Origin of the sequence: Anaerospora sp., from assembly GCF_032013335.1 — a bacterium.
Taxonomy (GTDB): Bacteria; Bacillota; Negativicutes; order Sporomusales; family DSM-15969; genus Anaerospora.
In genome coordinates this window covers 46013-69079 of the sequence record NZ_DALZUO010000016.1, presented here as the reverse complement: position 1 = coordinate 69079, position 23067 = coordinate 46013, and the positions used below count along the sequence as shown (strand labels likewise).

Annotated in this window: 19 protein-coding genes and 2 riboswitches; of the genes, 4 read left to right on the top strand and 15 right to left on the bottom strand. The window is 46.0% G+C overall.

The genetic code is table 11. The features are described from left to right. Positions 1–7: 7 nt before the first annotated feature. The 5 genes from RTR76_RS13515 to RTR76_RS13495 all read right to left on the bottom strand — a co-directional run bounded on the left by RTR76_RS13515 (position 8) and on the right by RTR76_RS13495 (position 5806). Entirely contained in the window at positions 8–661 is a 654-nt protein-coding gene (locus RTR76_RS13515; protein WP_312521524.1) for a methionine ABC transporter permease, read from the bottom strand. Then, positions 654–1661 carry an ATP-binding cassette domain-containing protein gene (locus RTR76_RS13510; protein WP_312521522.1) on the bottom strand — a complete coding sequence of 336 codons (1008 nt, stop codon included), beginning with the start codon at positions 1659–1661 and terminating at the stop codon, positions 654–656. Before RTR76_RS13510 ends, RTR76_RS13515 begins: the two co-directional genes overlap by 8 nt. A gap of 26 nt (positions 1662–1687) precedes the next feature. Next, positions 1688–2566 carry a MetQ/NlpA family ABC transporter substrate-binding protein gene (locus tag RTR76_RS13505; protein WP_312521520.1) on the bottom strand — a complete coding sequence of 293 codons (879 nt, stop codon included), beginning with the start codon at positions 2564–2566 and terminating at the stop codon, positions 1688–1690. Between the two features lie 150 nt (positions 2567–2716). Then, a complete protein-coding gene (locus RTR76_RS13500) occupies positions 2717–4321 on the bottom strand; it encodes a nitrite/sulfite reductase (RefSeq protein WP_312521518.1) in 1605 nt (534 codons plus the stop codon). 123 nt (positions 4322–4444) lie between these two features. Continuing rightward, positions 4445–5806, bottom strand: coding sequence for an aminotransferase class V-fold PLP-dependent enzyme (locus tag RTR76_RS13495; protein WP_312521516.1), 1362 nt, complete (start codon positions 5804–5806; stop codon positions 4445–4447). 185 nt (positions 5807–5991) lie between these two features. On the opposite strand from RTR76_RS13495, the gene RTR76_RS13490 reads away from it, so the two are divergent. Continuing rightward, entirely contained in the window at positions 5992–6756 is a 765-nt protein-coding gene (locus RTR76_RS13490) for a sulfite exporter TauE/SafE family protein (protein WP_312521514.1), read from the top strand. Between the two features lie 17 nt (positions 6757–6773). Here the strand turns inward: RTR76_RS13490 and RTR76_RS13485 are convergent, their stop codons facing one another. The 5 genes from RTR76_RS13485 to RTR76_RS13465 form a co-directional block, all read right to left on the bottom strand. After that, entirely contained in the window at positions 6774–7058 is a 285-nt protein-coding gene (locus RTR76_RS13485) for a DUF2325 domain-containing protein (protein WP_312521512.1), read from the bottom strand. 221 nt (positions 7059–7279) lie between these two features. After that, positions 7280–8461 (bottom strand): aminotransferase class I/II-fold pyridoxal phosphate-dependent enzyme, encoded by a 1182-nt coding sequence (locus RTR76_RS13480; protein ID WP_312521509.1) that lies wholly within the window; start codon positions 8459–8461, stop codon positions 7280–7282. Between the two features lie 35 nt (positions 8462–8496). Beyond that, positions 8497–9663 (bottom strand): homoserine O-acetyltransferase, encoded by a 1167-nt coding sequence (locus RTR76_RS13475; protein WP_312521507.1) that lies wholly within the window; start codon positions 9661–9663, stop codon positions 8497–8499. 84 nt (positions 9664–9747) lie between these two features. Continuing rightward, positions 9748–9852: riboswitch (SAM riboswitch) on the bottom strand. A gap of 178 nt (positions 9853–10030) precedes the next feature. Then, positions 10031–10966 carry a cysteine synthase A gene (gene cysK / locus RTR76_RS13470; protein WP_312521505.1) on the bottom strand — a complete coding sequence of 312 codons (936 nt, stop codon included), beginning with the start codon at positions 10964–10966 and terminating at the stop codon, positions 10031–10033. Between the two features lie 179 nt (positions 10967–11145). Beyond that, positions 11146–12279 (bottom strand): PLP-dependent aspartate aminotransferase family protein, encoded by a 1134-nt coding sequence (locus RTR76_RS13465; protein WP_312521503.1) that lies wholly within the window; start codon positions 12277–12279, stop codon positions 11146–11148. A 91-nt stretch (positions 12280–12370) separates the two neighbouring features. Continuing rightward, a riboswitch (SAM riboswitch) is annotated at positions 12371–12476 on the bottom strand. A 198-nt stretch (positions 12477–12674) separates the two neighbouring features. On the opposite strand from RTR76_RS13465, the gene RTR76_RS13460 reads away from it, so the two are divergent. Next, positions 12675–12797: a hypothetical protein gene (locus tag RTR76_RS13460; protein WP_279388485.1), complete on the top strand. Its 123-nt coding sequence runs from the start codon at positions 12675–12677 to the stop codon at positions 12795–12797. A 373-nt stretch (positions 12798–13170) separates the two neighbouring features. Here RTR76_RS13460 and RTR76_RS13455 read toward each other — a convergent pair whose 3' ends face one another. From RTR76_RS13455 to RTR76_RS13445, 3 genes are all read right to left on the bottom strand, one after another. Beyond that, entirely contained in the window at positions 13171–16212 is a 3042-nt protein-coding gene (locus tag RTR76_RS13455; RefSeq protein ID WP_312521501.1) for an efflux RND transporter permease subunit, read from the bottom strand. After that, entirely contained in the window at positions 16209–17279 is a 1071-nt protein-coding gene (locus RTR76_RS13450) for an efflux RND transporter periplasmic adaptor subunit (RefSeq protein WP_396145076.1), read from the bottom strand. Before RTR76_RS13450 ends, RTR76_RS13455 begins: the two co-directional genes overlap by 4 nt. A 103-nt stretch (positions 17280–17382) precedes the next feature. Then, positions 17383–17964: a TetR/AcrR family transcriptional regulator gene (locus tag RTR76_RS13445; RefSeq protein WP_312521499.1), complete on the bottom strand. Its 582-nt coding sequence runs from the start codon at positions 17962–17964 to the stop codon at positions 17383–17385. Between the two features lie 265 nt (positions 17965–18229). Here RTR76_RS13445 and bioB (RTR76_RS13440) point away from each other — a divergent pair, with 265 nt between their 5' ends. Together bioB (RTR76_RS13440) and bioB (RTR76_RS13435) are read left to right on the top strand one after the other, a co-directional pair. Next, complete coding sequence (bioB, locus tag RTR76_RS13440; protein WP_312521498.1) at positions 18230–19210, top strand: biotin synthase BioB; 981 nt, start codon at positions 18230–18232, stop codon at positions 19208–19210. Between the two features lie 18 nt (positions 19211–19228). Further along, positions 19229–20230 carry a biotin synthase BioB gene (bioB, locus tag RTR76_RS13435; RefSeq protein WP_312521497.1) on the top strand — a complete coding sequence of 334 codons (1002 nt, stop codon included), beginning with the start codon at positions 19229–19231 and terminating at the stop codon, positions 20228–20230. A 111-nt stretch (positions 20231–20341) separates the two neighbouring features. On the opposite strand, the gene ilvD is transcribed toward bioB (RTR76_RS13435), so the two are convergent. Beyond that, the gene (gene ilvD, locus RTR76_RS13430; protein WP_312521495.1) at positions 20342–21994 is read right to left on the bottom strand and encodes a dihydroxy-acid dehydratase; all 1653 of its coding nucleotides are present in this window, start codon (positions 21992–21994) and stop codon (positions 20342–20344) included. Positions 21995–22033: 39 nt separating this feature from the next. After that, entirely contained in the window at positions 22034–23053 is a 1020-nt protein-coding gene (locus RTR76_RS13425) for an alcohol dehydrogenase catalytic domain-containing protein (RefSeq protein ID WP_312521493.1), read from the bottom strand. Between the last annotated feature and the right edge of the window lie 14 nt (positions 23054–23067).

Here is a 23067-nt window from a genome sequence, read left to right as displayed (position 1 = left end):
CTTATATTTACAGACGTTCGTATTTTTTAGCTGAATAATCGCCAATGCTTTGCACCAACTGCACTAACAACACCAAAATGACAACCGTCAGCAGCATCACATCGGTCTGGTAGCGATAGTAGCCGAAACGAATGGCTAAATCCCCCACGCCGCCGCCGCCGACAATACCGGCCATTGCCGAATAGCCGATCAGGCTGACGGCAGTGATGGTCAAGCCTCTCAGCAAACCCGGCAGGCTTTCCGAAAGCAATACGTCTTTAATAATCATCCAGGGAGACGCTCCCATGGACACAGCCGCTTCAATAACCCCTTTATCCACTTCCCACAAGGAGCCTTGCACCAGCCGCGCATAAAAGGCTACCGATGCAATAGACAGCGGTACCGCTGCTGCAATCGGTCCAATTGTTGTTCCGATCAGCTTCTGCGTGAGCGGAAGAACAAGAACAAGCAGAATAACAAATGGAGTTGAGCGAACTACATTAATCGCCAGGCCGCCAATAACATTCACCAGACGATTTTCGGCAAACAGGCCTTTGTCGGTTACATATAACAGCAGTCCCAACGGTACGCCGATGATGATTGACAGTACCAGTGCTATCCCTACCATATAAAAAGTTTCACCAAAGGCTTTGATTAGATCGCTAAAAAACACATTATCCATACGCCACCTCAACATGATCCACGCGGGCTTCAATATAGCGGATTGCCTCCTCCACAACCTGATCCGCCCCGTCAATGTTTACAAGCAGAACTCCCAGCGGCAAGTCTGTGATATATTCGATCTTGCCGTGCAGGATATTGATTGCTACAGGAAACTTTTGCGCCGTATCGGAAATTACCGGCGCTTCTGCTCCTTCACCGCGGTAAACAATTTTTAGTACTTTGCCGGTAAGGTTAGCAAGCAGCCTCTCCGGTATGGCAAAATCGCTGGAATGGCGGATGAGCTGCCTGGTAAATTCGGCTTGAGGATTAGCAAATATATTGAGAACCGTATCGTTCTCTACGACATGACCCTGGCTCATTACCGCTACCCGGTCGCAGATTTTCTTGACAACCGGCATTTCATGTGTAATCAGAACCATCGTAATGCCCGTCTTTTTGTTAATATCCTTCAGCAATTCCAAAATGGAATTGGTTGTCTCTGAATCGAGGGCCGATGTCGGTTCATCACACAATAAAATTTTCGGGTCATTAGCAAGCGCCCGGGCAATACCGACACGCTGCTTTTGTCCGCCGCTCAGTTGACCGGGATATGCTGACGATTTGTCGGCAAGACCAACCAACTCAAGCAGTTTGGGAACTCTTTGCTGAATCTCCTGGTTGCTCTTGCCGGCCGCTTTTAACGTAAAAGCTACATTGTCAAAAACCGATTTGGTATGTATGAGATTGAAGTGTTGAAAAATCATTCCCATCTGGAGACGCACTGTGCGCAGCTTATCGCCGCTGTAGTCTGTTATATCCGTGCCATCGATCACCACTCGCCCAGAGGTGGGACGCTGCAGCAGGTTGATGGTGCGAAGCAGGGTACTTTTCCCTGCTCCGCTTGTGCCTACAATACCGAATATCTCGCCCTGCTCAATTTTCAGTGTTACCTGTTTCACGGCAGAGACAGTTCTGATATGCTCGCCAAAGGTAACCGAGATTGCTTGTAAGTGTATCATCGCTGCCTCCTGTTAAGCTGGTGCAATTATTTTAAGCTCCATTTTGTTTTGTACCATTCAGGTTTTTGAAAGTCTTTGAAGGGATATTTCGCATCTTCAATGGCTTTCTTAAAGTCTTCCGACTCAATTACTTCCTTAATATCTTTGACGAATTGTTTATCCAGGTCTTCGGTGCGTACAGCCACTAGATTCTTTATTGGTTCTGCAAGCTCTTCCTTGATAATGGCCGAAGACAGGGGAATGCCTGCAGCAATTGCAAAGTTACCATTCACGACCGAGAGCGTTACACTATCCAGCGAGCGGGGCAGTTGAGCAGCTTCCAAAGGAGAAACTTTCAATCCATACGGATTTTCGACGATATCTTTTTCAGAAGCTTTAGTTTGATCAATATCAGGCTTAATTGTGATTAAGCCATGCTTGGCTAACAGCTGCAATGCCCGGGCAAGGTTTGTCGGATCATTGGCAAGTGTAATTTCATCACCCGGTTTGATCAGTTTTTTTAGTTCTTCCGTATTAGCGGCCTGGATTTTACGGGAGTACACGCCAAGACCTGCGGTGGGAACATTGATGACAGGCGACAGTTTCAGCCCTTTATCTGCCGAAAATTTTTCCAAATAGGGGCGATGTTGAAACAGATTGGCATCAAGCTCCTTATTATTCAATGCCAGATTAGGCTGCACATAATCACTGAACTCTTTCAGTTCTACTGTATATCCCTTTTTCTCCAAGCCTGGTTTAATTGCGTAACGAATCATATCTCCGTAAGGACCAGGTGCAACGCCAAAAGTCAGTTTAGTCGGTGTTGTCTGCGCCTTTTGCGTTTTTTCCGAGGACCCGCAACCAGCTAAGGCGACACTAAATACGAGCAAGATTAATAAAGACATTACTTTTGCATATTGTTTCAATTCTTACACTCTCCTCAATAATTCTAAATGTAGATCTTCTTATTGCCAGTTGCTGCTTGCCCTCAACACCTCCAAGCAGATGTTCTATATAGAAAAAGGCCGGAAAACAAGTCCGCTTTAGCAGCGCTTGTTTTCCGGCCTTTAGTCTCTCTAATCAGCCATTTCATTTATATGATTCAGAACCTGCTGCAGCTGCACGATTCCCAGCCTGCGTACAAAATCCCGGAATGTTTCTGCCGGCTGCTTAGCCGTTTGAAAATGGTCCAGCAGCCCGCCAAGGACTTGCGGAACCCGTTCAGAGGGAACAGCACCTTTTAATTTGGTACCAAGTTCGCCCTCTCCTGTCAGTGAGCCGCCAAGCCAGAATTCAAACGCTTCGTTTACGTTATCGCCTTGTCTGCTGAGCACTCCCTGCAAACCGATATCTGCTATTTGCTGCTGCCCGCAGGAATTAATACAACCACTAATATGGATACTGACAGGCAATCCAGCAAGTCCCTTTTGTTTTATATAAGCCTCTATAGGGCTTACTAAATGCTTGGTACGCACTAAGCCAAGCGGACAAAACTCGGTTCCCGTACAAGAAACGATCGCAGGTAATGGTGTATTTTCAGGACCGGCAAGACGCGCAATCAGCTTTTCTGCCGTTAACTGCTGCAGCTTATCATTCGGAACATTGGCAATAACAAGATTTTGGGAGTTTACTGTGCGTAAAGTGCCGTCACCATACTTCTCAGCAAGTCCTGCCAACTCCGTTAATTCTTCAGCTGTGAGCTGTCCCGCTTCAATGGCAAGACCTACATAACTGAGGCCAGGCTGTTTCTGCTCATGGATTCCGTAATAAATTCCCTCAGCTGATCTGGCGGCCGGTTCTTCACCTTTGCCAAGCAAAGGTCCCGTAAGCGCAAGCAGTTCTGCTGTGAATTTCTCTTTTCCCCAGTCCTGAATGAGATACTTCAACCGGGCGTGGTGCCTGCTTTCCCGGTAACCAAAGTCCCGGAAAAGACTTGCCGTAGCAATGGCAACCGGCAGTACTTGCTCTTGCCTGACGAATAGATCCAGTTTGACTGCTAAAGCAGGTTTTGCCGATAAGCCTCCGCCTACCAGAACATGAAAACCGGTCTCAGCTTGCCCGTTTATTTCTTTGACGGCCGGAACAAAAGCTAAATCATTAATTTGGGCATGAATGGCATTGTCGGTGCTGCCTGTGATGGCAATTTTAAATTTGCGCGGCAGATTAGAAAATTCCCGGTTGCCTTCGAAATATTGATTCATCTTTGCAATTAAGGGGCGGGTATCTAATACTTCATTTTTATCAATTCCCGCCAGCGGACTTCCCACGATATTACGGGGACAGTCACCAGCAGCTTCTACTACGCTCAGCCCAACCGCTTTCAGACGGCTGAAGATATCTGGCAGATATTCGACCTTCAAGCCATGGAATTGCAGTGACTGCCTGGTTGTAATGGCCAGCCTGTCGCTTGTGTATTCTTGGGCGATTGCCGCCACTGTCCTGGCCTGCTCAGCTGTCAGTTCACCGCCGGGCAGCTTGACTCTAAGCATGAAAAGCCCGTCACTTTTGGGACGCTGCACATATAGGCCGTACCATTTTAGCCGATCAAAATCAGCTGCTTCAATTGCTGCGAATCCCAGCTCAGCGTATCTTTGAATATCGTGAATCACGTCCAGCCCATCTTTTTCTAATTTAATTATTTCAACGTTATTTAGTTTACTTGCATCCTGCTTCCAGTTCATTCAGACACCTCCAAAAAATAAAAAGGCCAAAGTGTCGAAACACTTTGGCCTTTGGTTTTTCCAATCAGCACAATACGTTGTATTTATTTAATCATAAAAGCTGTCTGCCGTCAAGCTAAAAGCCTAACAAAACCATAAGAAATGTGTTTGATCTGCTCCCGCGTTACGTGCTTCATTCTTATACTTATTCTTATAGTAATTTTTATTCCGCGCTACTCTTGTAAGCAAAGCAAGCATTACATCTATTTCTTCGCAGGTATTATACAAGCCAAAACTGATTCTTACTAAGCCCGGGACAAGAACATCTATGTTTTCGTGATAATAGGTTAATTCCTTGTCCGTCATTTTCAATAATTTTTCCACATACGGATGAGCACAAAACAATCCGCTTCTGGCGGCAATTCCTGCCTCCTGGGCTAGTATAGCGGCAACCACGCTATGATATAAGCCTTCGACAGTAAAGGAAATCAGACTAACCCGTTCACTGCCTTCAGCGCAGCTATACAGCTGTATTCCCGGAATGCGGCGTAGTCCTTTGATCGCATAATCTATCAGTTTCTTTTCATATTCATGGATGGCTGCACAGTTAACGGAATTTATTGTTTGAATAGCGGCAGTCATTGCCACTACCCCCATCATATTAGGCGTACCCGCTTCATACCGGTTAGGCGGATTATCCCATTCAACAAAATCATGTGATACCAGACCGACTGCTCCGCCGCCTTTATAAATCGGGCTGCCTTTATCCAAATCTTCCAACGGACCAACCAGCACGCCTGCTCCGAAGGGTGCGTACATCTTATGGCCTGAGAAAACAAGATAATCAATATGCTCTGCCGTCCTGGACGGTTTCATATCAAAGGGGGCATGGGGAACTAATTGAGCGCCGTCAACGAGAATTTTTGCCCCATACTTATGGGCCAGCTCAGCAATCTTATAAACAGGATTGATATAGCCTGTCACATTTGAAGCCCCTGTTACTGTTACCAGCTTTACCCTGCCCTGATAGTTAATCAGCTTTTCCTTTAAGTCTGCCAGTGACAATTGACCATCTTCCTTGATCCTGATATAGTCGAGTGTAAAATGTTCCCGCCAGGGTAAGTCATTGGCAAGATGCTCCATATCAGTAGATAAAACAACCTGTTTTTTTGACTCATCCCGCAATAAATAGGCAAGTATATTAATTGACTCTGTCGTGTTTTTCGTAAAAATAACTTCTTTCGTTTGGTCAGCACCGACAAACCGCTTAATTGTTGTCCTGCTTTCCTCATACAGCTCAGAGGAAAATACCGATTTATGTCCTTTTCCCCGGTGAACGGAAGCGTACCAGGGAGCGTATTCCATGATTGCCTGCATCACTGAGCAAAAAGGCGGCGTTGTAGCAGCGTTATCAAAGTTAATTGCCGTTACATATTCGCCGCTCTCTAAAGGTACCTTCGTATTTACGCCGACAACCATATCGCGAAACTGAGAATATTTTTTCATTTTTTCACCTCGGCTAGCTAAGACTACTTACCACCAGTATATTCATCTGCAGCTAAATCCGACCTCATCCAGTAAACAATTATGCAATAAAAAAGCAGATATGTGCTTCTTTCTATTGATAGCGCTAAAGTAAAAGTAGTATGATTAACATACTGTACTTATAAAATTACCTCAAGGAGGTCAACATGATAACATCCAGTCTGCTCTTTCTTGCTATGGGTTTCTCGGTCGGAGCTTTCGGTACATTAATCGGTGTCGGCGGCGGCGTCATCTTTGTTCCCATCTTCCTGCTTGCTCTGCATTGGACTCCCCAGTATGCAATCGGTACATCGCTGACAATCGTCTTTCTCAATGCGCTCTCCGGTTCCATTGCCTATATCCGGCAGAAAAAAGTGTATTATGATGCGGTCGTTCGCTTCAGCCTGGCCACCATACCAGGCGCCTTGGCAGGCGGCTATCTTGCCGAATACTTTACCGGCACCAGCTTCCGTATTGCCTTTGGACTGCTTTTAGTCTTTCTTGCACTCATCATGTTTTTTCGTTCTTCGCCTAAACAGGATACAGCAGAGTTTGACAAGGATACCTTTACCTACAACCGAACTGCCGGAGTGCTGCTCAGTGTTGCTATCGGCTTTATCTCGAGTATCTTCGGTATAGGCGGCGGCGTTATCCATGTACCGGCAATGGTTTATTTTTTAGGTTTTCCCACACATATTGCAACTGCCACGTCCCACTGCGTGCTGGCTATTTCCAGTTTTTTCGGCGTGATTTCCCATTACCTGGCTCATAATATACTGGCAGAGCCTGCCCTGCTGATCGGCTTTGGAGCTATCGTCGGTGCCCAGTTCGGCGCCCGCCTGTCGGTAAAGGTAAAATCCCGGTCTATTCTGATGCTATTAGCTTTAGCCTTATTGGGTCTGGGACTTAGGCTGATACTGGTCGAAATTTAAGCTAAATACGGTAGTCGTTAAATAGCTCCACAGCGGGATAATTCCTTGGCAAGAAAACACCAGGACCGCTTGGCGAAAACCATTGGCACACCTTGCGCCTTAGCCTGATCCTTAATGTATTTAGCGGTCATATGATTGATATAATCGGTCAACACCACAATCAGTGCTGTATTGGACGGAATATTGATCTTTTTCCGGTCGGCTACATTTCTTCCCCGGATATGTGCGATATCCGTAAAGCCATGATCATATAGATTCTTTTCAATGCCACCCAAATGATCTGCGCCGATAATCATCAACATGACTTTTTCCTCCTCTACATACTAAAGGCCGGATGCTCGCCACCAATAGCGATCATCCGGCCTCTGTTTGCTCCAGTCAGCCCTTATAAACTTCAAAAACAAAGGCTAAGACCGCCCTGATGGGCACTCTTAGCCTTTAGATATCTAATCAGCTAGCAACTCTATTTTCAAGTTTGATTTATACTATCACGAGACCTCCCAAAGGTCAAGGAGAAAACCAATTATTTTACAGTTCTTGTCAGTTTGGCGAGGCGTTCGGCAGCTGCTTCCAGTGTCTTGAATTGTTTGCAGAAGCAAAAACGAATATACCGGGTTGCTTCCGGTGTTGATTCCCGGTAAAAGCTGGAGCCCGGTACAACAGCAACACCAATATCACTGGTCAGATAACGGGCAAATTCAACATCATTATCCCAGCCGAAGTTCGAAAAGTCAGCCATAATGTAGTAAGCGCCCTGAGGCTTTATGCAGTTAAAGCCGGCCTTTTCCAGGACATCAAACAGGAAATCACGGCGAACGCGATAAAACTCAGCCAGTTCGTCATAATACTCGGGCCCAAAGCGCATTGCCTCACCTGCGGCAACCTGCAGCGGTGCAGCAGCTCCGACTGTAAGAAAATCATGTACTTTGCGTATTGCCTGGGAAATATCCGGTGGAGCTAAAACATAGCCAATCCGCCAGCCGGTAACGCTATAGGTCTTGGAAATACCGTTTACGATAATTGTTCTATCCGACATTCCCGGCAGGGTCCACATCGAAATATGCTCTGCTCCATCATACAGTATATGTTCGTAAATTTCATCCGTTATCGCTAAAACATCATGCTTTACACAAAGTCCGGCAATAAAACTCAATTCATCCCGTGAAAACACTTTTCCGGTCGGATTATTGGGTGTATTAATGATAATTGCCCGTGTTTTTTCGGAAAATAAAGCAGCAAGCTCATCATAATCAAAACTGAAGTCCGGTGCTTTTAGTTGGATGTATTTAGGCTGCGCACCGCAGAGGATAACATCGGCTCCATAATTCTCATAGAATGGTTCAAAAATAATCACCTCTTCGCCGGGATTAACGGTTGCCAGCAAGGTGGCAATCATTCCTTCTGTTGAGCCGCAGCAGACCGTCAGCTGCGTTTCAGGGTCAACAGCAAAGCCGTAGTCTTTCTCCGTTTTCCAGGCAATAGAGTCTCTGAGCCCCTTTGTTCCCCAGGTGATGGCATATTGATTTTCATCGTTATAAATCGCCTTCACAGCAGCTTCTTTAATTGCATCAGGAGCAGGAAAATCGGGGAACCCTTGCGCCAAATTAATTGCGCCGTGCTGTGCGGCAATACGTGACATTTCACGAATAACCGATTCAGTAAACTGGCTGGCCTTGTGGGAAGCAAAATTCTTTAGTCTTTGCATAATAAGTAGCACCTCAATTTCATAAGTTCAATACTTTATATCTCAGTCACCAGTCTGGCTCCTAAATAAGCCAAATCAGAGGGACGAAACAGCGAATGGTGATTAAGTAAGGCCGGTGTCGGCAGAATCGAACGTATAAAACGGTCAATCATGGGTCGTAATATAGGAAAATCAATTAAAAAACCATCATGACCATGACCGCTGTCAATCTCGTTATAGCTGGCCCGCGCTCCCGCAGCTTTTAGTTCTCTGACAAGCTGCTGCTGCTGATAAGGCGGGTAAAGGATATCAGAGCTGACACCGACCACCAGCACTTTGGCTTTGACTCTTGCCAGAGCAGCTTGATAAGAGGAGTACCCCCTGCCCAAATCATGCAAATCCAGTGCCTTTAAAAGATATAAATAGGCATTGGCATCAAAGCGCTTGACAAGGCTGTTCCCCTGGTATTCCAGATAGTTTTCAACCTCAAACTTGTCGTTGCGAAGATTACGACCAAATTTCTCTGTCATGGAATAGTCACTTTGGTAAGTTATCATCCCTAAGGCCCTGGCAATAGCAAGGCCCTCAGCCGGTCCGGCCGTACCATAATAGTTGCCTTCCTGCCAGTCTGGGTCAAGCATGACTGCTCTGCGGCCCACAATATTATAAGCAATAGCTTGAGGCGTTGTATAACCGGGAGCTGCAATTACTGCGACACCATCCATCATATCCGGGTAGGTCACAGCCCACTCCAGAGCCTGCATGCCCCCCATTGAGCCGCCGATAACCAGCACCAATTGTTCAATTCCCAGCTTATCAAGTAATCTTTTTTGGACATGCACCATATCGCGAATCGTTATTTGCGGAAAGTGTGCTCCATAAGGCTGCCCGGTTTCAGGGTTAATGGATGCCGGTCCCGTTGTTCCCTGGCAGCCGCCAAGAACATTGGAACAAACCACATAAAATACATTTGTATCAATAGGACAGCCCGGCCCTACAAGCGGTTCCCACCAGCCGATATCATCAGCCTGGTCATGCGCTGCCGGATGGCTGTCTCCTGTTAAGGCATGAACAACTAATATAACATTATCACCGGTTTGGGATAAGTGACCGTAGGTTTCGTAGGCAACCTGAATTTCAGGCAGCACGCCCCCACAGTCCAGCTGTAGAGGCTGCGCTTTATCCGCTACCGTGATGACCTTTACATGCTTACGCCTTCTCATATCTGCTCCTCTCACAGCACGAATCTCAATAAATACAACAAAACCCCTTTCCGAGGAAAGGGGTTTAAAAAACCGTGTTCTTTCCTCTCATCTGCCAGAACAACTACGTTCTGCTGGATTTAGCACCACTGCATTGCTGCCGGTTGCCGGGTGTCATCGGGCCATTCCCTCGACCACTCTCGATAAGAGTTTGCTATGTAATTATTGATTTTGATATTAGCATGTGACCGCAGTCATGTCAATAAAAATTTGGCAGCAAGCGGCGTAAGCTCAATCAACAAGAAAACCTAGATTTTTTTCAAGGACGGAAGGCTAAGCACCCTTATCGGGTGACTTAGCCTTCCGTCCTTGAAAACATTTCCTATCCTTAGTTTGTTTCGAAAAGTACAGTGGAAAGATATCTTTCACCGGTATCAGGCAGCAGCACTACAATTGTTTTCCCTTTGTTTTCCGGGCGTTTGGCAATCTCTGTTGCAGCAAAAGCAGCACCGCCGCTGGAAATTCCCACAAGAAGACCTTCCCGTTTAGCCAGATTACGCGCAGCAGTAAAAGCTTCATCATTCTTCACTTTAAAAATTTCATCAATCACGGCTGTATTGATAACCTGGGGAACAAAACCTGCTCCAATACCCTGAATTTTATGAGGGCCAGGGTTGCCGCCTGAAAGCACCGGCGAGTCGAAAGGCTCTACCGCTACAATTTTAACATTCGGGTTATAACGCTTGAGGACTTCGCCTACACCGGTAATTGTTCCGCCTGTGCCAACACCGGCAACAAAGATGTCCACCTTACCATCGGTGTCGCGCCAAATTTCTTCGGCAGTCGTTTTTCTGTGAATTTCCGGATTAGCAGGATTGTTGAACTGCTGAGGCAAATAAGAATTCGGCGTTGAAGCAGCCAATTCTTCTGCTTTGCGAATAGCGCCCTTCATCCCTTCCGCACCGGGAGTTAATACCAGCTCGGCACCAAGTGCTTTAAGCAGGTTGCGACGTTCCACGCTCATAGTATCAGGCATAGTCAGGATCAATTTGTAGCCTCTCGCAGCTGCTACAAACGCAAGAGCAATACCAGTATTACCGCTGGTCGGCTCGATAATAACAGTGTCTTTATTCACTAGTCCCTTATCTTCACCATCTTTAATCATTGCATAGCCAATCCGGTCTTTTACGCTGCTGAGAGGATTAAAATACTCCAGTTTAGCGACAAGTTTGGCTTCAAGTTTTTCCTCTTGGTTATAATTACGAACTTCCAGCAAAGGGGTGTTACCGATAAGATCCGTTAAATTTTGAGCAATGCGTGACATATAAAACCCTCCTTATTTATGACCCATTATAGTCGCCAACATATAACAAAAAGGCTAAAGGCAGCTTTATAAAGCACCCTTAGCCTTCAGTTGTCTGATCGGCCGAACGATATTGTTATTATGATCAAATATTACCACAAATACAATATAACGTCAATCCATTAAAATACATTTTTTACTTAACCGAGAGCCTGTTCCAAATCCTTAATAATATCGGCAGAATGCTCAATCCCCACTGAAAGCCGCAGTAAACAGTCCGATATTCCAAGCCGTGCACGGATATCTGCCGGTATATCGGCATGCGTCTGAGCAGCAGGGAAGGTAATCAGCGATTCTACGCCGCCCAAGCTCTCCGCAAACTGCAGCAGCTTAACCTTTGCCAATATCTGCGGCACCAGCGCCGGATCGGTTACTGTAAAAGACAACATACCGCCATAGCCGGAGGCCTGAGCCTCCTGAATTTCCCTGCCGGGATGGTTAGTTAGTCCAGGATAGTATACATGCTCGACTTTGGGATGATTGGTAAGCCACTGGGCAACCAGTCCGGCATTCTCATTATGCCGGTCCATTCTAAGCGCCAGCGTTTTCATTCCTCTGAGCAGCAGCCAGCAATCCTGAGGGCCGAGCACAGCACCGGTGGCGTTTTGAATAAACCGTATTTTTTCGGCTAATTCCGCTTCGCGTGCAACAACGATACCACATAATACATCATTGTGTCCTGATAAGTACTTTGTCCCGCTGTGAATAACGATATCAGCTCCTAATTCCAGCGGACGCTGGAAATAAGGAGTCAAAAAGGTATTATCCACAATGCAATGCAGCTTATGCTGATGGGCCAATGCCGCGATCTGCCGGATATCGGCAATCTTCATTAAAGGATTGGTAGGTGTTTCTACAAGAATAGCCTTCGTATCTTGCGTGATTGCCTGCGCGATTTCCGTCATATCACTGGAATCAACAAAGGTTGTGGTAATGCCAAAACGGGCAAATACCTTGTCCAATATACGGTATGTTCCGCCATAGCAGTCTTCAACAACGACTAAATGATCGCCGCTGCTATATATCATCAATACGCCTGACACTGCCGCCATACCGGAAGAAAATGCAAACCCGGCAATGCCGTTTTCCAGGTCGGCTACTGCTTCCTCCAGCACTTTGCGTGTCGGATTCTGGGTCCGCGAATAATCGAAGCCGGTACTTTGCCCTAACCCGGGATGACGAAAGGTTGCTGATTGATAAATAGGTGTACTGATTGCACCGGTTTTGGCATCGGTACAGAGACCAACGTGAGCTACTTTAGAACAAAATTCCATATTTTCCTCCCAAGTTTAAGGTTTAATTCTCTCCAGTCCGGCAAATAAAAAAACCCCTTCAAGGAAGGGGTTTGCAACAGCTACCACATTCCTCTCATCTTCACAGGAAAATTTTATCCTGCTGGATTTAGCACCACTGCATTGCTGCCGGTTGCCGGGTGTCATCGGGCCAGTCCCTCGACCTCTCTGGATAAGAGATTAAACGTATTTAATTTTTATAAAGCATACCATAGCTAGAAATAGCTGTCAATCATCTGTATAGAATTTTAAATACTTATTTGTAACATATTTCAATCAAACCAATAAATTCCGCTTTATTCTATCAAATTATTACAGTCATAATAATTTTGTTAGAGGGAAAAATAAATTCATCACACAAAGGAGGTGCTTACTAAATGGCAAAGAAAAATGAAAAGAATTGCAAAGACAACAACAAATGCAACGATGCCAACGTCAATTTTGCCTGCGAAATAGCTCCACAGAAAAAAGCTTGTAAATCAAACGAAAAATGTAAATAATGCAATATGTGAAGAGAGAGGCTGCCTCACCAACGATTGAGGTAGCCTCTCTCTTTGCTACTCTACTTTTGTATCAAGACAAAATAAACAGTTATGTCCTTTTGTCTTGTTCTTGTTTTCGTTCTTATCGGCCCTTCTGGAAATAGCCGTTCCGCAGGATGGCCAACCGGCAGATTACGTTAAGAAATTCGTACTGTTTGAGCGAAGCGAGTTTACGAATTTTAGTAAGCTGACGGTTGGCCAAGGTTATTGGAAGACAGGCCTAGAATTTTTGCTACTTTTGTTTCGATGACAAAAGTAGGAACTCGGGATTTCCCCATGCTACGAGGGGTCTGTCTCAAATAGGTTTTATATCTATTGGAGACAGACCTGCTTATTTCTTCACTTTAAACGCAACTGCATACATGGTAGGCAGCACAAGCAATGTCAAAATCGTTGCTCCTAATAAGCCGCCTGCAATAGCAACAGCCATAGGTCCCCAGAACGTGCTGGGAATCAACGGAATCATTCCAAGTATTGCTGCTGCTGCAGTCAGCATGATGGGACGAAAACGCAGTACGGCAGAATTGATGATTGCTTCCCAGGGAGCTTCACCTGCCTTAATATGCTGCTCAATCTGATCAATCAGAATAACCGAATTGCGGATAATCATGCCGCTCAGTGCAAGAATACCAAGTTCCGCTACAAATCCCATCGGGCGCAGAGTCAACAGCATGGAAATACTGACACCAATAATCCCCAAAGGTGCCGTAAGCAAGGTCAGCACCATAAGCGACATTTTTTGCAATTGAAACATGAGCAGGATAACAATCAATACAATCATCGCCGGAACAGGCTGCAAAAGAAACTCCATCGAGCTTTTGCTTTTTTCTAAAGAACCGCCGATATCAACGCTATAACCGGCCGGAAGACTCGCCCGCAAAGTCTTGAGTTCTTCATATACTTGCTTGGTGGCATCATTGCCGGTTACACCCGGCAGCACCTCAGCCTGCACCGTAATAGTCGGCTTTAAGTCTCGCCGCCAGATTAATCCTTCCTCTGCTTCATAGCTTATCACAGCAATTTGCTCTAGCGGCACAAATTTTCCGCTGCCGATATGAACAGGCAGGTTCTTAACAGCCGATAAATCCTTCCGGTTGTGGCTATCGAGCTGGTAAACGATATTAACCGTTTTATCCCCTTCATAAAATTCAGCAACCTTAGATCCGGAAATCTGCATCTGCAGGCTGAGAGCCAAGTTCTGACTGTCAACGCCAAGTGCTCGTGCCTTATCCTGATCTATATTCAAATGCATGACTTTATTCTTTTCATTCCAATCCCAGTTGACATGAGCCAGTTTCGGATTGTTCACCAATACATCGCTTACTTGCTGAGCTATTGATCGTACCATCTCATGATCATAGCCGGAAATGCGCAGCATAACAGGATAAGGCGACGGCGGTCCGGTCTGAATCAGCTTGACATGACCACGTACATTTTCAAATTGCTCGGCAAAAAGCTTATTAATTTTAATTTCCAAAGCTTCACGGGCTTTTAAATCTTTGGCAACAATAACAAATTGAGCATAGTTGCTTGCCGGCAGCTTCGGATCACTTGTCAGTACAAAGCGCGGCGCTCCCTGCCCGACATAATAACTATAGCTGGCAATATCACCGTCTCCGGTAATACTTTGAGCAAATTTCTGGGCCTCCTGCTCAGCAGCAATCATAGAAGACCCTTCAGGCAAGGTAAGCTCAACGATAAGCTCAGTACGGACAGAAGGCGGAAAAAACTCCTGTTTAACAAAGGACAAGAGACCGATTGATCCAATAAAACAACCTGCCGTAATGCTCAAAACCAGTTTGCGATGTTCCAGGCACCAGGTCAGTGTCCGCCTGAATAAGCGATAAAACTTGGAATCATACATATCCTGGTTTTCTGCTGCCACATGCTTCGGTCTGATCAGCTTATAACCTAACAAGGGCGTCACGAGAACAGATACAAACCACGACAGCAGCAGGGCTATCGTAACAACGGTAAAAATACTGCTGGTAAACTCGGAGGCCGACCCTTTGGAAAATCCAATAGGAATAAACCCTGCGCAAGTGATCAGCGTTCCTGTCAGCATGGGAAATGCCGTTGCCGTGTAGGCATAGCAAGCCGCATCAAATCTGCTCCAGCCCTGTTCCAGCTTTACCGTCATCATTTCAACGGCAATAATGGCATCATCGACCAGCAGTCCAAGTGCGATAATTAAAGCGCCTAAGGAAACTTTATGCAAATCGATTCCCATGATTTGCATACCGACAAAAATACCGGCGATAACCAGCGGAATACATAAGGCAACTACAATACCCGACCGGACTCCGAGACTCAGGAAACTGACAATCAGAACAATGGCAATTGCCTCCCACAGAGATTTAACAAATTCTCCAATCGAGGCTTTTACGATTTCCGGCTGATACAGCACCTGATGCAGCTCCAGACCGAGAGGCAATTCTTTTTGCAAGCCTTGCATCGTTTTATCCAGATTGTCTCCCAGGGTAAGAATATTGCCGCCTTTTTCCATAGAAATTGCAAGGCCGATTGATTGCTGCCCGTTGAAAACCATTTTGGGCTCCATCGGTTCTACGTAACTGCGGTCTACCTTGGCAATATCGCCTAAACGGAATGTGCGCTCATTTACCCTAAGCGGTAAATTTCGCAAGGTGGCAACATCGTCTACAATACCGCTAACTCTCAGGTATACATTATCTGAAGAGGTTTCAACCATACCGGAAGCGTTCATCGTATTTTGGGTTTTAACGGCATTGATGATAACATTTGGGTCAATTCCCAACTGAGCTAGTTTACTGCTCTCCATCTCAATGTAGATTCGTTCCGGCTGCACACCGATTAGATCTACTTTTTTAACATTTTTAACTCCTAATAAGGTTCTGCGGATTTGTTCCGCTCTTTCACGCATTTCTTCATAGCTGTAACCATCGGAAGTAAGGGCATAAATACAGCCAAACACGTCATCAAACCGGTCATTAAAGCTGGGACCAACAACACCCTGCGGCAGGGTGCTTTTAATATCGTTCACCATATTGCGCACTTCCAGCCAGGTAGGGCGGACGTCCTTTTCATTCACGGAATCTTTCAGCGTAACATAAATGACCGCTTTACCAGGCTGGGAATAACTTTTCAAATAATCGATTCCCGGTGTATCCTGTAATTTTTTTTCGATTTTGTCAGTTACCTGTTCCTCCACCTGCCGTGCAGTGGCGCCCGGCCAGGCAACAGAAATAAGCATCTGACGAATAACAAAGTCAGGGTCTTCCATTCGTCCTAACTGCCGGTACGAAAAAATGCCCATTACAAAGGTGAGGATGACAAAGAAATACACTATTTCTTTATGCTTTAATGCCCATTCAGTCAGATTTAGTCTGCTCATAAGCGTACCTTCTGTCCTTCCCGCAGCTTCTGCACGCCTGCAGTAACAATCACATCTCCATCCTGCAGGCCTTCGAGGACCTGAATTTGACCGTCACCAAACGCGCCTACCTTGACTGGCCGGAGTGAAACGGTTTCATTAGCAACAACCCATACTCCCGGTGTATCGCCTGTTTGATAAATAGCTGCAAGTGGAATATACACAGCCTGGCGGCTGCCGGCAGAAGCAATCGCCACATTGGCTGTCATTCCCAAGTTTACGCCTGCCGGTGGATTTTGCAAGCTGATGCGGGCCTTATAGGTTCGGGTGATTTTATCTGCCACCGGTGATATTTCCCGAACCTTACCTTCAACGATTACATCCGGTAACGCCCAAAATGTTACGCGGATCTGCTGGGCATTACGCAAGTCTTCTATACGGTTTTCTGGTATACTGATTTCAATTTCGCGCTCACCGTCTTTTACAAGCGTAAGCACGACCTGTCCAGCACTCACTACCTGTCCGGCTTCGGCATTAACAGCCGCAATTACGCCGGTGCTGTCGGCAACAAGTGCACTATATCCCAGCTGATTCGCTCCCTGCGTATATTGGGCTGCTGTTTGGCGGACGGCAGCTGCGGCAACCTCATAGGCATTCTCATATTGATCAAGCTGAGCCCGGCTGACAGCACCCTGCTCAAATAGCTTGCGGTACCGTTCCAGGTTGCTTTGGGCCAAATTCAGCTGAGACTCTGCCGAGGCCATTTGCGCTGATGTAATATTGACCGTCTGCTGAATATCCTTGGCATCAATCTCCATCAACACGTCCCCGGCATTGACCACACTGCCTAATTCAACATTACGCTTGCTGATTTTACCGCTAACCTGGAAAGCCAGCTGGGTCTCATATCTCCCGCGCACCTCTCCGGGATATCCCGAACTCTGTCCGTTCCCGTTAAGCTGCATTTTTTGTGTACGCACAAGCGGCGCCTCTTCTTTTACCGGCTCTGTTCTTGCGCAGCCTGCCAGTAATATTGCCAGTATTAACATCGAAACACCGGCATATCGCGTTAACGCTTTGCTCATCATGTTCTCCCCCTTTTCCCTTATCCTCTATTCATAAACTACTTTGTGATTTTAGTTTCCTATGCTTATGCGCTGCCGCTCTACATATCAGCAAAACGGCCGCGTCTTACTTCTTAACAATGGCATTGATGACAAAATCAATTAATACATTCGTATAATACTCTTGCCTGTCTTTTTCTTCATCAAACTCTCCGGTCCGCATGTAACTAAATGCCTGAAATAATTTAAAACCGGCATAAGCAACCACTCGTTCATCGACATCCCGGAATTTGCCCTGCTCTTTTCCTTCCCTAATGATTGCTGCAATAATAGAAATAATCTCCTGATCAATTAAAGCATGATACTTTCTGCTTAAGAAGGCAGAATACAGTGCCTCATCATTTTTCAGCAGTCTTGTGATAAAAATATCTTCCCTGAAATACCATACAGAAGTGCGGATTAATTGAATTAATTTTTCAAGAGGATCCTCTATCTCCCCCATATGGGAAAATATAATTTCCATTGCTTTATGGCATTCCCGCACAAACAAGCAGGTAACCATATCTTCTTTATCTTTAAAGTGTTCATAAATTGTCTTTTTAGAAATTTTACAATCTTTACTGATTTCATCCATGGTTGTCTTTTTAAAGCCAAATCGGTCCAATCGCTCTTTCACATTGTCGAGAATCCGATTTCTTACATCATCCACTCATTACACCTACTTACTCTTTATTCAGACCCTTGTAAACTATTATAGTGTTTTAGTTCCCTAAATTCAAGATTTAATATTATTTTGACAATCTGTCTCTAGGAAGATATTTACAAGCAAGTCAGTCTATAGTAGAATTAGTTCGTTAACCTTTATTTTTATATTAGTTAACCAAACTTATCTGCAAAAACGGATAAGTCTGTTTTTTAACATCATGGTAAACCAAATTTCTAAAATCAGTTAACCAACAAAGAGGTGCTTGGCAATGCAATTATCTGAACTCGTTTTTTTAGGCGAACGCATTCTGGCAGGACATGTTATTACATATACGGAGGCGGAGCAGCTGACCAAAGTTGCAGATGCCGATATTGTACTGTTAATGGCTTATGCTAATAAAATACGTCAGCACTATTGCGGCAGCAAAGTTGATTTGTGCGGTATTCTTAATGCCCGTTCCGGCATGTGCTCGGAGGATTGCAAATTCTGCTCTCAATCTGTTTATCATCAAACCGCATCTCCCGTTTATCCACTTCAATCAGCCGCTGCTTTAGTCAGCATGGCCAAACAGGCACAAGCTGGCGGTGCAAGGCGAATCAGCATCGTAACCAGCGGCAAAGGGATGGAAAATGATCCTGACTTTGCCGATATCCTTGTCATCCTGAAGGCAATTATCATCGAAACCGGTCTGCAGGTCTGTGCCAACCTGGGTACGCTTTCCTTCAGCCAGGCAAAGCAGCTGGCTGCTATCGGCATTAAGCGGTATGCTCATAATATTGAAACAAGTGAACGTTTTTATCCCGAGGTTTGCTCGACTCACCCTTATTCGGAGCGGATGAATACCATTGCAGCAGCCCGTGCTGCCGGGCTTGAACTGTGTACGGGAGGCATCATTGGTTTGGGTGAAGGCTGGCAGGACAGACTTGCTATGGCTTTTACCTTAAGAGAGCTAGGTGCAGAATCTGTACCGGTCAATATCTTAAACCCACTGCCCGGCACAGCCTTAGAGCATCTTTGTCCGCCACCGCCTCTGGAAATCTTAAAAACTTTTGCTTTATTCCGCTTTATTCTGCCTTCTGCAGTAATCCGGCCAGCCGGTGGACGGGAGCTGAATCTGCGCGATTTTCAGGGATCAGTAATGCTGTCAGGTGCCAATGGTCTGATTGTGGGCAATTATCTTACTTTTTCCGGCAGAGATACTGCTGCCGATCTTAGAATGGTCACTGATGCCGGGTTAATACCGGGGTAAATAAGGGAGGAATTATTCATGACAAGTTATGACTTATTATTTTCTTTAGGGAAAAAAGTGCTAGACGGTGGACAGCTTACTTTTGATGAAGCACTTTCGTTAACCACCATTGATACCTGTGATATTCCTATTCTGTTAGGTATCGCCAATAAAGTCCGTGAGAAGTTTACGGGCAATAGGGTAGACACCTGCCAAATCGTCAATGCCCGTTCCGGGAATTGCTCGGAAAACTGTAAATTCTGTGCTCAGTCTGCTCACCATGAAACGCAGATTGAAACGTATCCGCTCTTAAGTGAAGAAGCAATTCTAGGTGCTGCCCGCAAAGCCGAATCTGATCACGCTTATCGGTTTTGTGTTGTAACCGCCGGCTGTGGCATGCATGGCGATGCAGATTTCGAGCAAATTTTATCGTTCATCCGGCGGATTGGCGATGAAACCGAGTTGGAGAGATGCTGCTCTCTCGGAACATTGAATGAAGACCATGTTAATTCGTTGAAAGCCGCCGGAATTACCCGGTATCATCACAACCTGGAAACAAGTGAAAGCTATTTTCCTAATATCTGCACCACCCACACGTTCCAGGAGCGCGTTGACACCATCAGGCGGATAAAATCGGCCGGAATGGAAGTTTGCTCAGGCGGCATCATCGGCATGGGAGAAGAATGGCGCCACCGTATTGAAATGGCTTTTACCCTGCGTGAATTAAATGTTGATTCTATTCCCATTAACGTGTTAAATCCGGTTAAAGGTACTGCCCTGGAAAATCAGGAACGTCTGGACCCTATGGAAGTCTTACAGGCCTTTGCTGTTTTCCGTATGATTCTTCCCAAAAAAATTATTCGCTATGCCGGCGGGCGGGAGCAAGCCCTGGGCGAATTAGTTCCACTTGGCTTTTTGTCAGGTGTTAACGGCATGCTGATTGGCAACTACTTAACAACTTCCGGACGGGGAGCGGCAAATGATCTGGCCACCGTTACTGCGCTTGGACTCCAACCCATTCACAATGTAGAAAACGCCTAAGTAAAAAGGCTGTCGCATTAAAAAAGGAGACTGCCACGCTGCGATCAGAGTGACAGATAAGAGGGTATCGCATCCGCTTGCAAAAGCGTTTTGCGATACCCTCTTTATCATTTAAAAAATAGTTGCTCCTTCATCAGAGGAACTGGTAAGGCGTTTATAAAGGTTCAACCAGCCGCTGGATGGTTTTTCTACCGGTTTCCAATTCGCTTTGCGTTTGGCCAGTTCTTCTTCAGAAACTTTTACATCCATTTTCCGGGCAGGAATATCAATTTCAATAATGTCGCCATTTTCAATCAGTGCCAGCGCTCCGCCCTCATAGGCTTCGGGAGACACATAACCGATACCGAGTCCCCGGTTGGCTCCCGAGAATCTCCCATCTGTAATTAAGGCAACATCTTCATCAAGGTTTTTGCCGCAAACTGCTGCCAGAAAAGTTTCAAGATGAGGCATCCCCGGCGATCCTTTCGGTCCTTCATAACGGATAACAACAACATCTCCGGCCTTTATTTCATCGTTCAGCAGTGCCTGCCAGCCTTCATCCTCCGAATTATAGACCTTGGCTGGACCGACAAATTTATGAGCCTTTTCCTTTACTGCCGAGTATTTTACAACTGCTCCCCGGGAAGCCATATTACCTTTAAGTACGGCAATACCACCTTCAGGACTGATGGGGTTTGTCACGGGACGGATAACGTCGGTATCCCGATTTTCGCCGCTGTCAACGCGCTCCTTCAGCGGACCAGTTATTGTATTGGCAGTAAGGTCAAGCTTACCAGCCTTGGCCAATTCTTGTAAGACTGCCCGGACGCCTCCGGCACGATCAAAGTCTGCCATCGTATAGGTATCGTGACTCGGATAGATTGTACTGAGCACCGGAATTTCCTTGCTTATTTTATCAAAATCCTCATAGCCGATCGTGAATCCGGCCTGTTTGGCAACTGCCGGTAAGTGAAGAACAGTATTAGTAGACCCGCCAGTAGCCATCACATAGCGAATTACATTCATATAAGCCTCAAAGGGAATATTATCTTTTGGCCGCCAGTCTTTTTCAATCAATTCAACAATTACTTTTCCCGATTCTCTGGCAAGCTGCTTCCATTCTTCGCTGTTGGCTGCAACGCTGGCGTTGCCCGGTAAGGACAGCCCCAGTACTTCAGCCATGGCACACATGGTATTGGCTGTTCCCATAAAGGGACAGGCACCAGTCGTCGGACAGGCGTTGCGGACGATCCCCTTATAATCTTCGCGGGAGAGTAAGCCTGCCCGGTAGCCGGCATACCCTTGCTTGGTATGAGTTAATGTGATCATTTTTCCTTTATAACTGCCTGGCTGCATATAGCCGCCGGTAAACACAACACTGGGAAGGTTAAGCCTGTTGATTGCCATAACCATGCCGGGAACAACCTTATCACAGCTGGCAAGCAAAATCATACCGTCAAGCTGATTGCCTTCTACCATGGATTCTACTTCTGCTGAAACAAGATCACGGCTGGGCAGTGTATAGCGGTCACCGGGCGTATTGGAGCATATGCCGTCACAAATCCCGGTTACCGGGATTTCCAGCGGAAGACCCCCGGCCTGACGTATGGCTTCTTTAATATCTTCCACAACGGTTTTAAAGTGATAGTGTCCGGGATTGAGTTCATTCCAGGCATTAATAATACCTACATAGGGCTTCTTGGTATCCTCTTCTTTGACTCCCATTGCGAACAACAGGGCATTGCGATGATCAATTGCCTCTTCAGAAAATTTTTGCGTTCTCATAATCCATCCACCTCTTTATTTGTTGTAGCTTTACGATACTTAAGGCTTAAGTATAACCTTGATTGCTTTCTCATTCGGCGACAGGGCTACTTTCATTGCCTGATCTATTTCTGCAAGCGGGAAAACATGAGAAACCATTTTGGCCAAATCTATCGTATTTGTTAACCCTATTGCTGTTTCAAAATCCCAGCAATACCCCTGGGAACCTTGAACCGTAATTTCCTTCGCTACAAATAGGGACGCAGGAATTTGAATCGTGCTCTGCTCAAAAATCCCCAGCATCGTAGCCACACCGCCTTTGCACAGGCTGGACATAGCTTGCACGAACGTCTCTTCCCGGCCTACGCACTCAAAGGATTTGGCAATTCCCCGTCCGCCGGTGACCCGGTTGACAACCTCAAGTACGGACTCCTGCTGAGAATTGACAACCATTGTCGCGCCCATTGCTGCTGCAAGGTCAAGGCGGGCATCGGAAATATCGGCAACAATAATTTCCTGGGCTCCTGCCGCTTTGCAGACTGCTGCAACTAAAATACCAATAGGCCCGGCCCCAATAATCAGAACCTTGTCTCCTAGAGCAATTTTAGCCCGTTTTACAGCATGGACAGCTACTGCCAGCGGTTCAATAAGCGCTCCGGCTTCATATGGCATATCATCAGGCAGCTTATACACATAGCGCTCGTCAGCAACGAAGTAATCGGCCAAAGCCCCCTGTCCTTTGCGATAATGGTAGCTTAGATGATCGCAATAGCCATACGATCCAGTCTGACAGGGCAGACATTTTCCACAGGCGACAACCGGTTCTGCCGTCACACGCTGACCAACTTGGACCGAAGTAACCTCAGAACCGACACTGATCACTTCTCCAGCCAGTTCATGTCCAATGGTGACGGGAAGAGCTGCCGAAGGATGCTTTCCCTTATAAATGTGCAGGTCACTGCCGCAGATACAGCTCGCTTTAATTGCAATAACCACCTGGGTTTCTCCGTGGCTTGGCACATCGGTTTCTACCAATTCAGCCAATCCGGGAACTTTAACCATCGCCATTCTTGTTTTCATTGCTATCCTCCTCC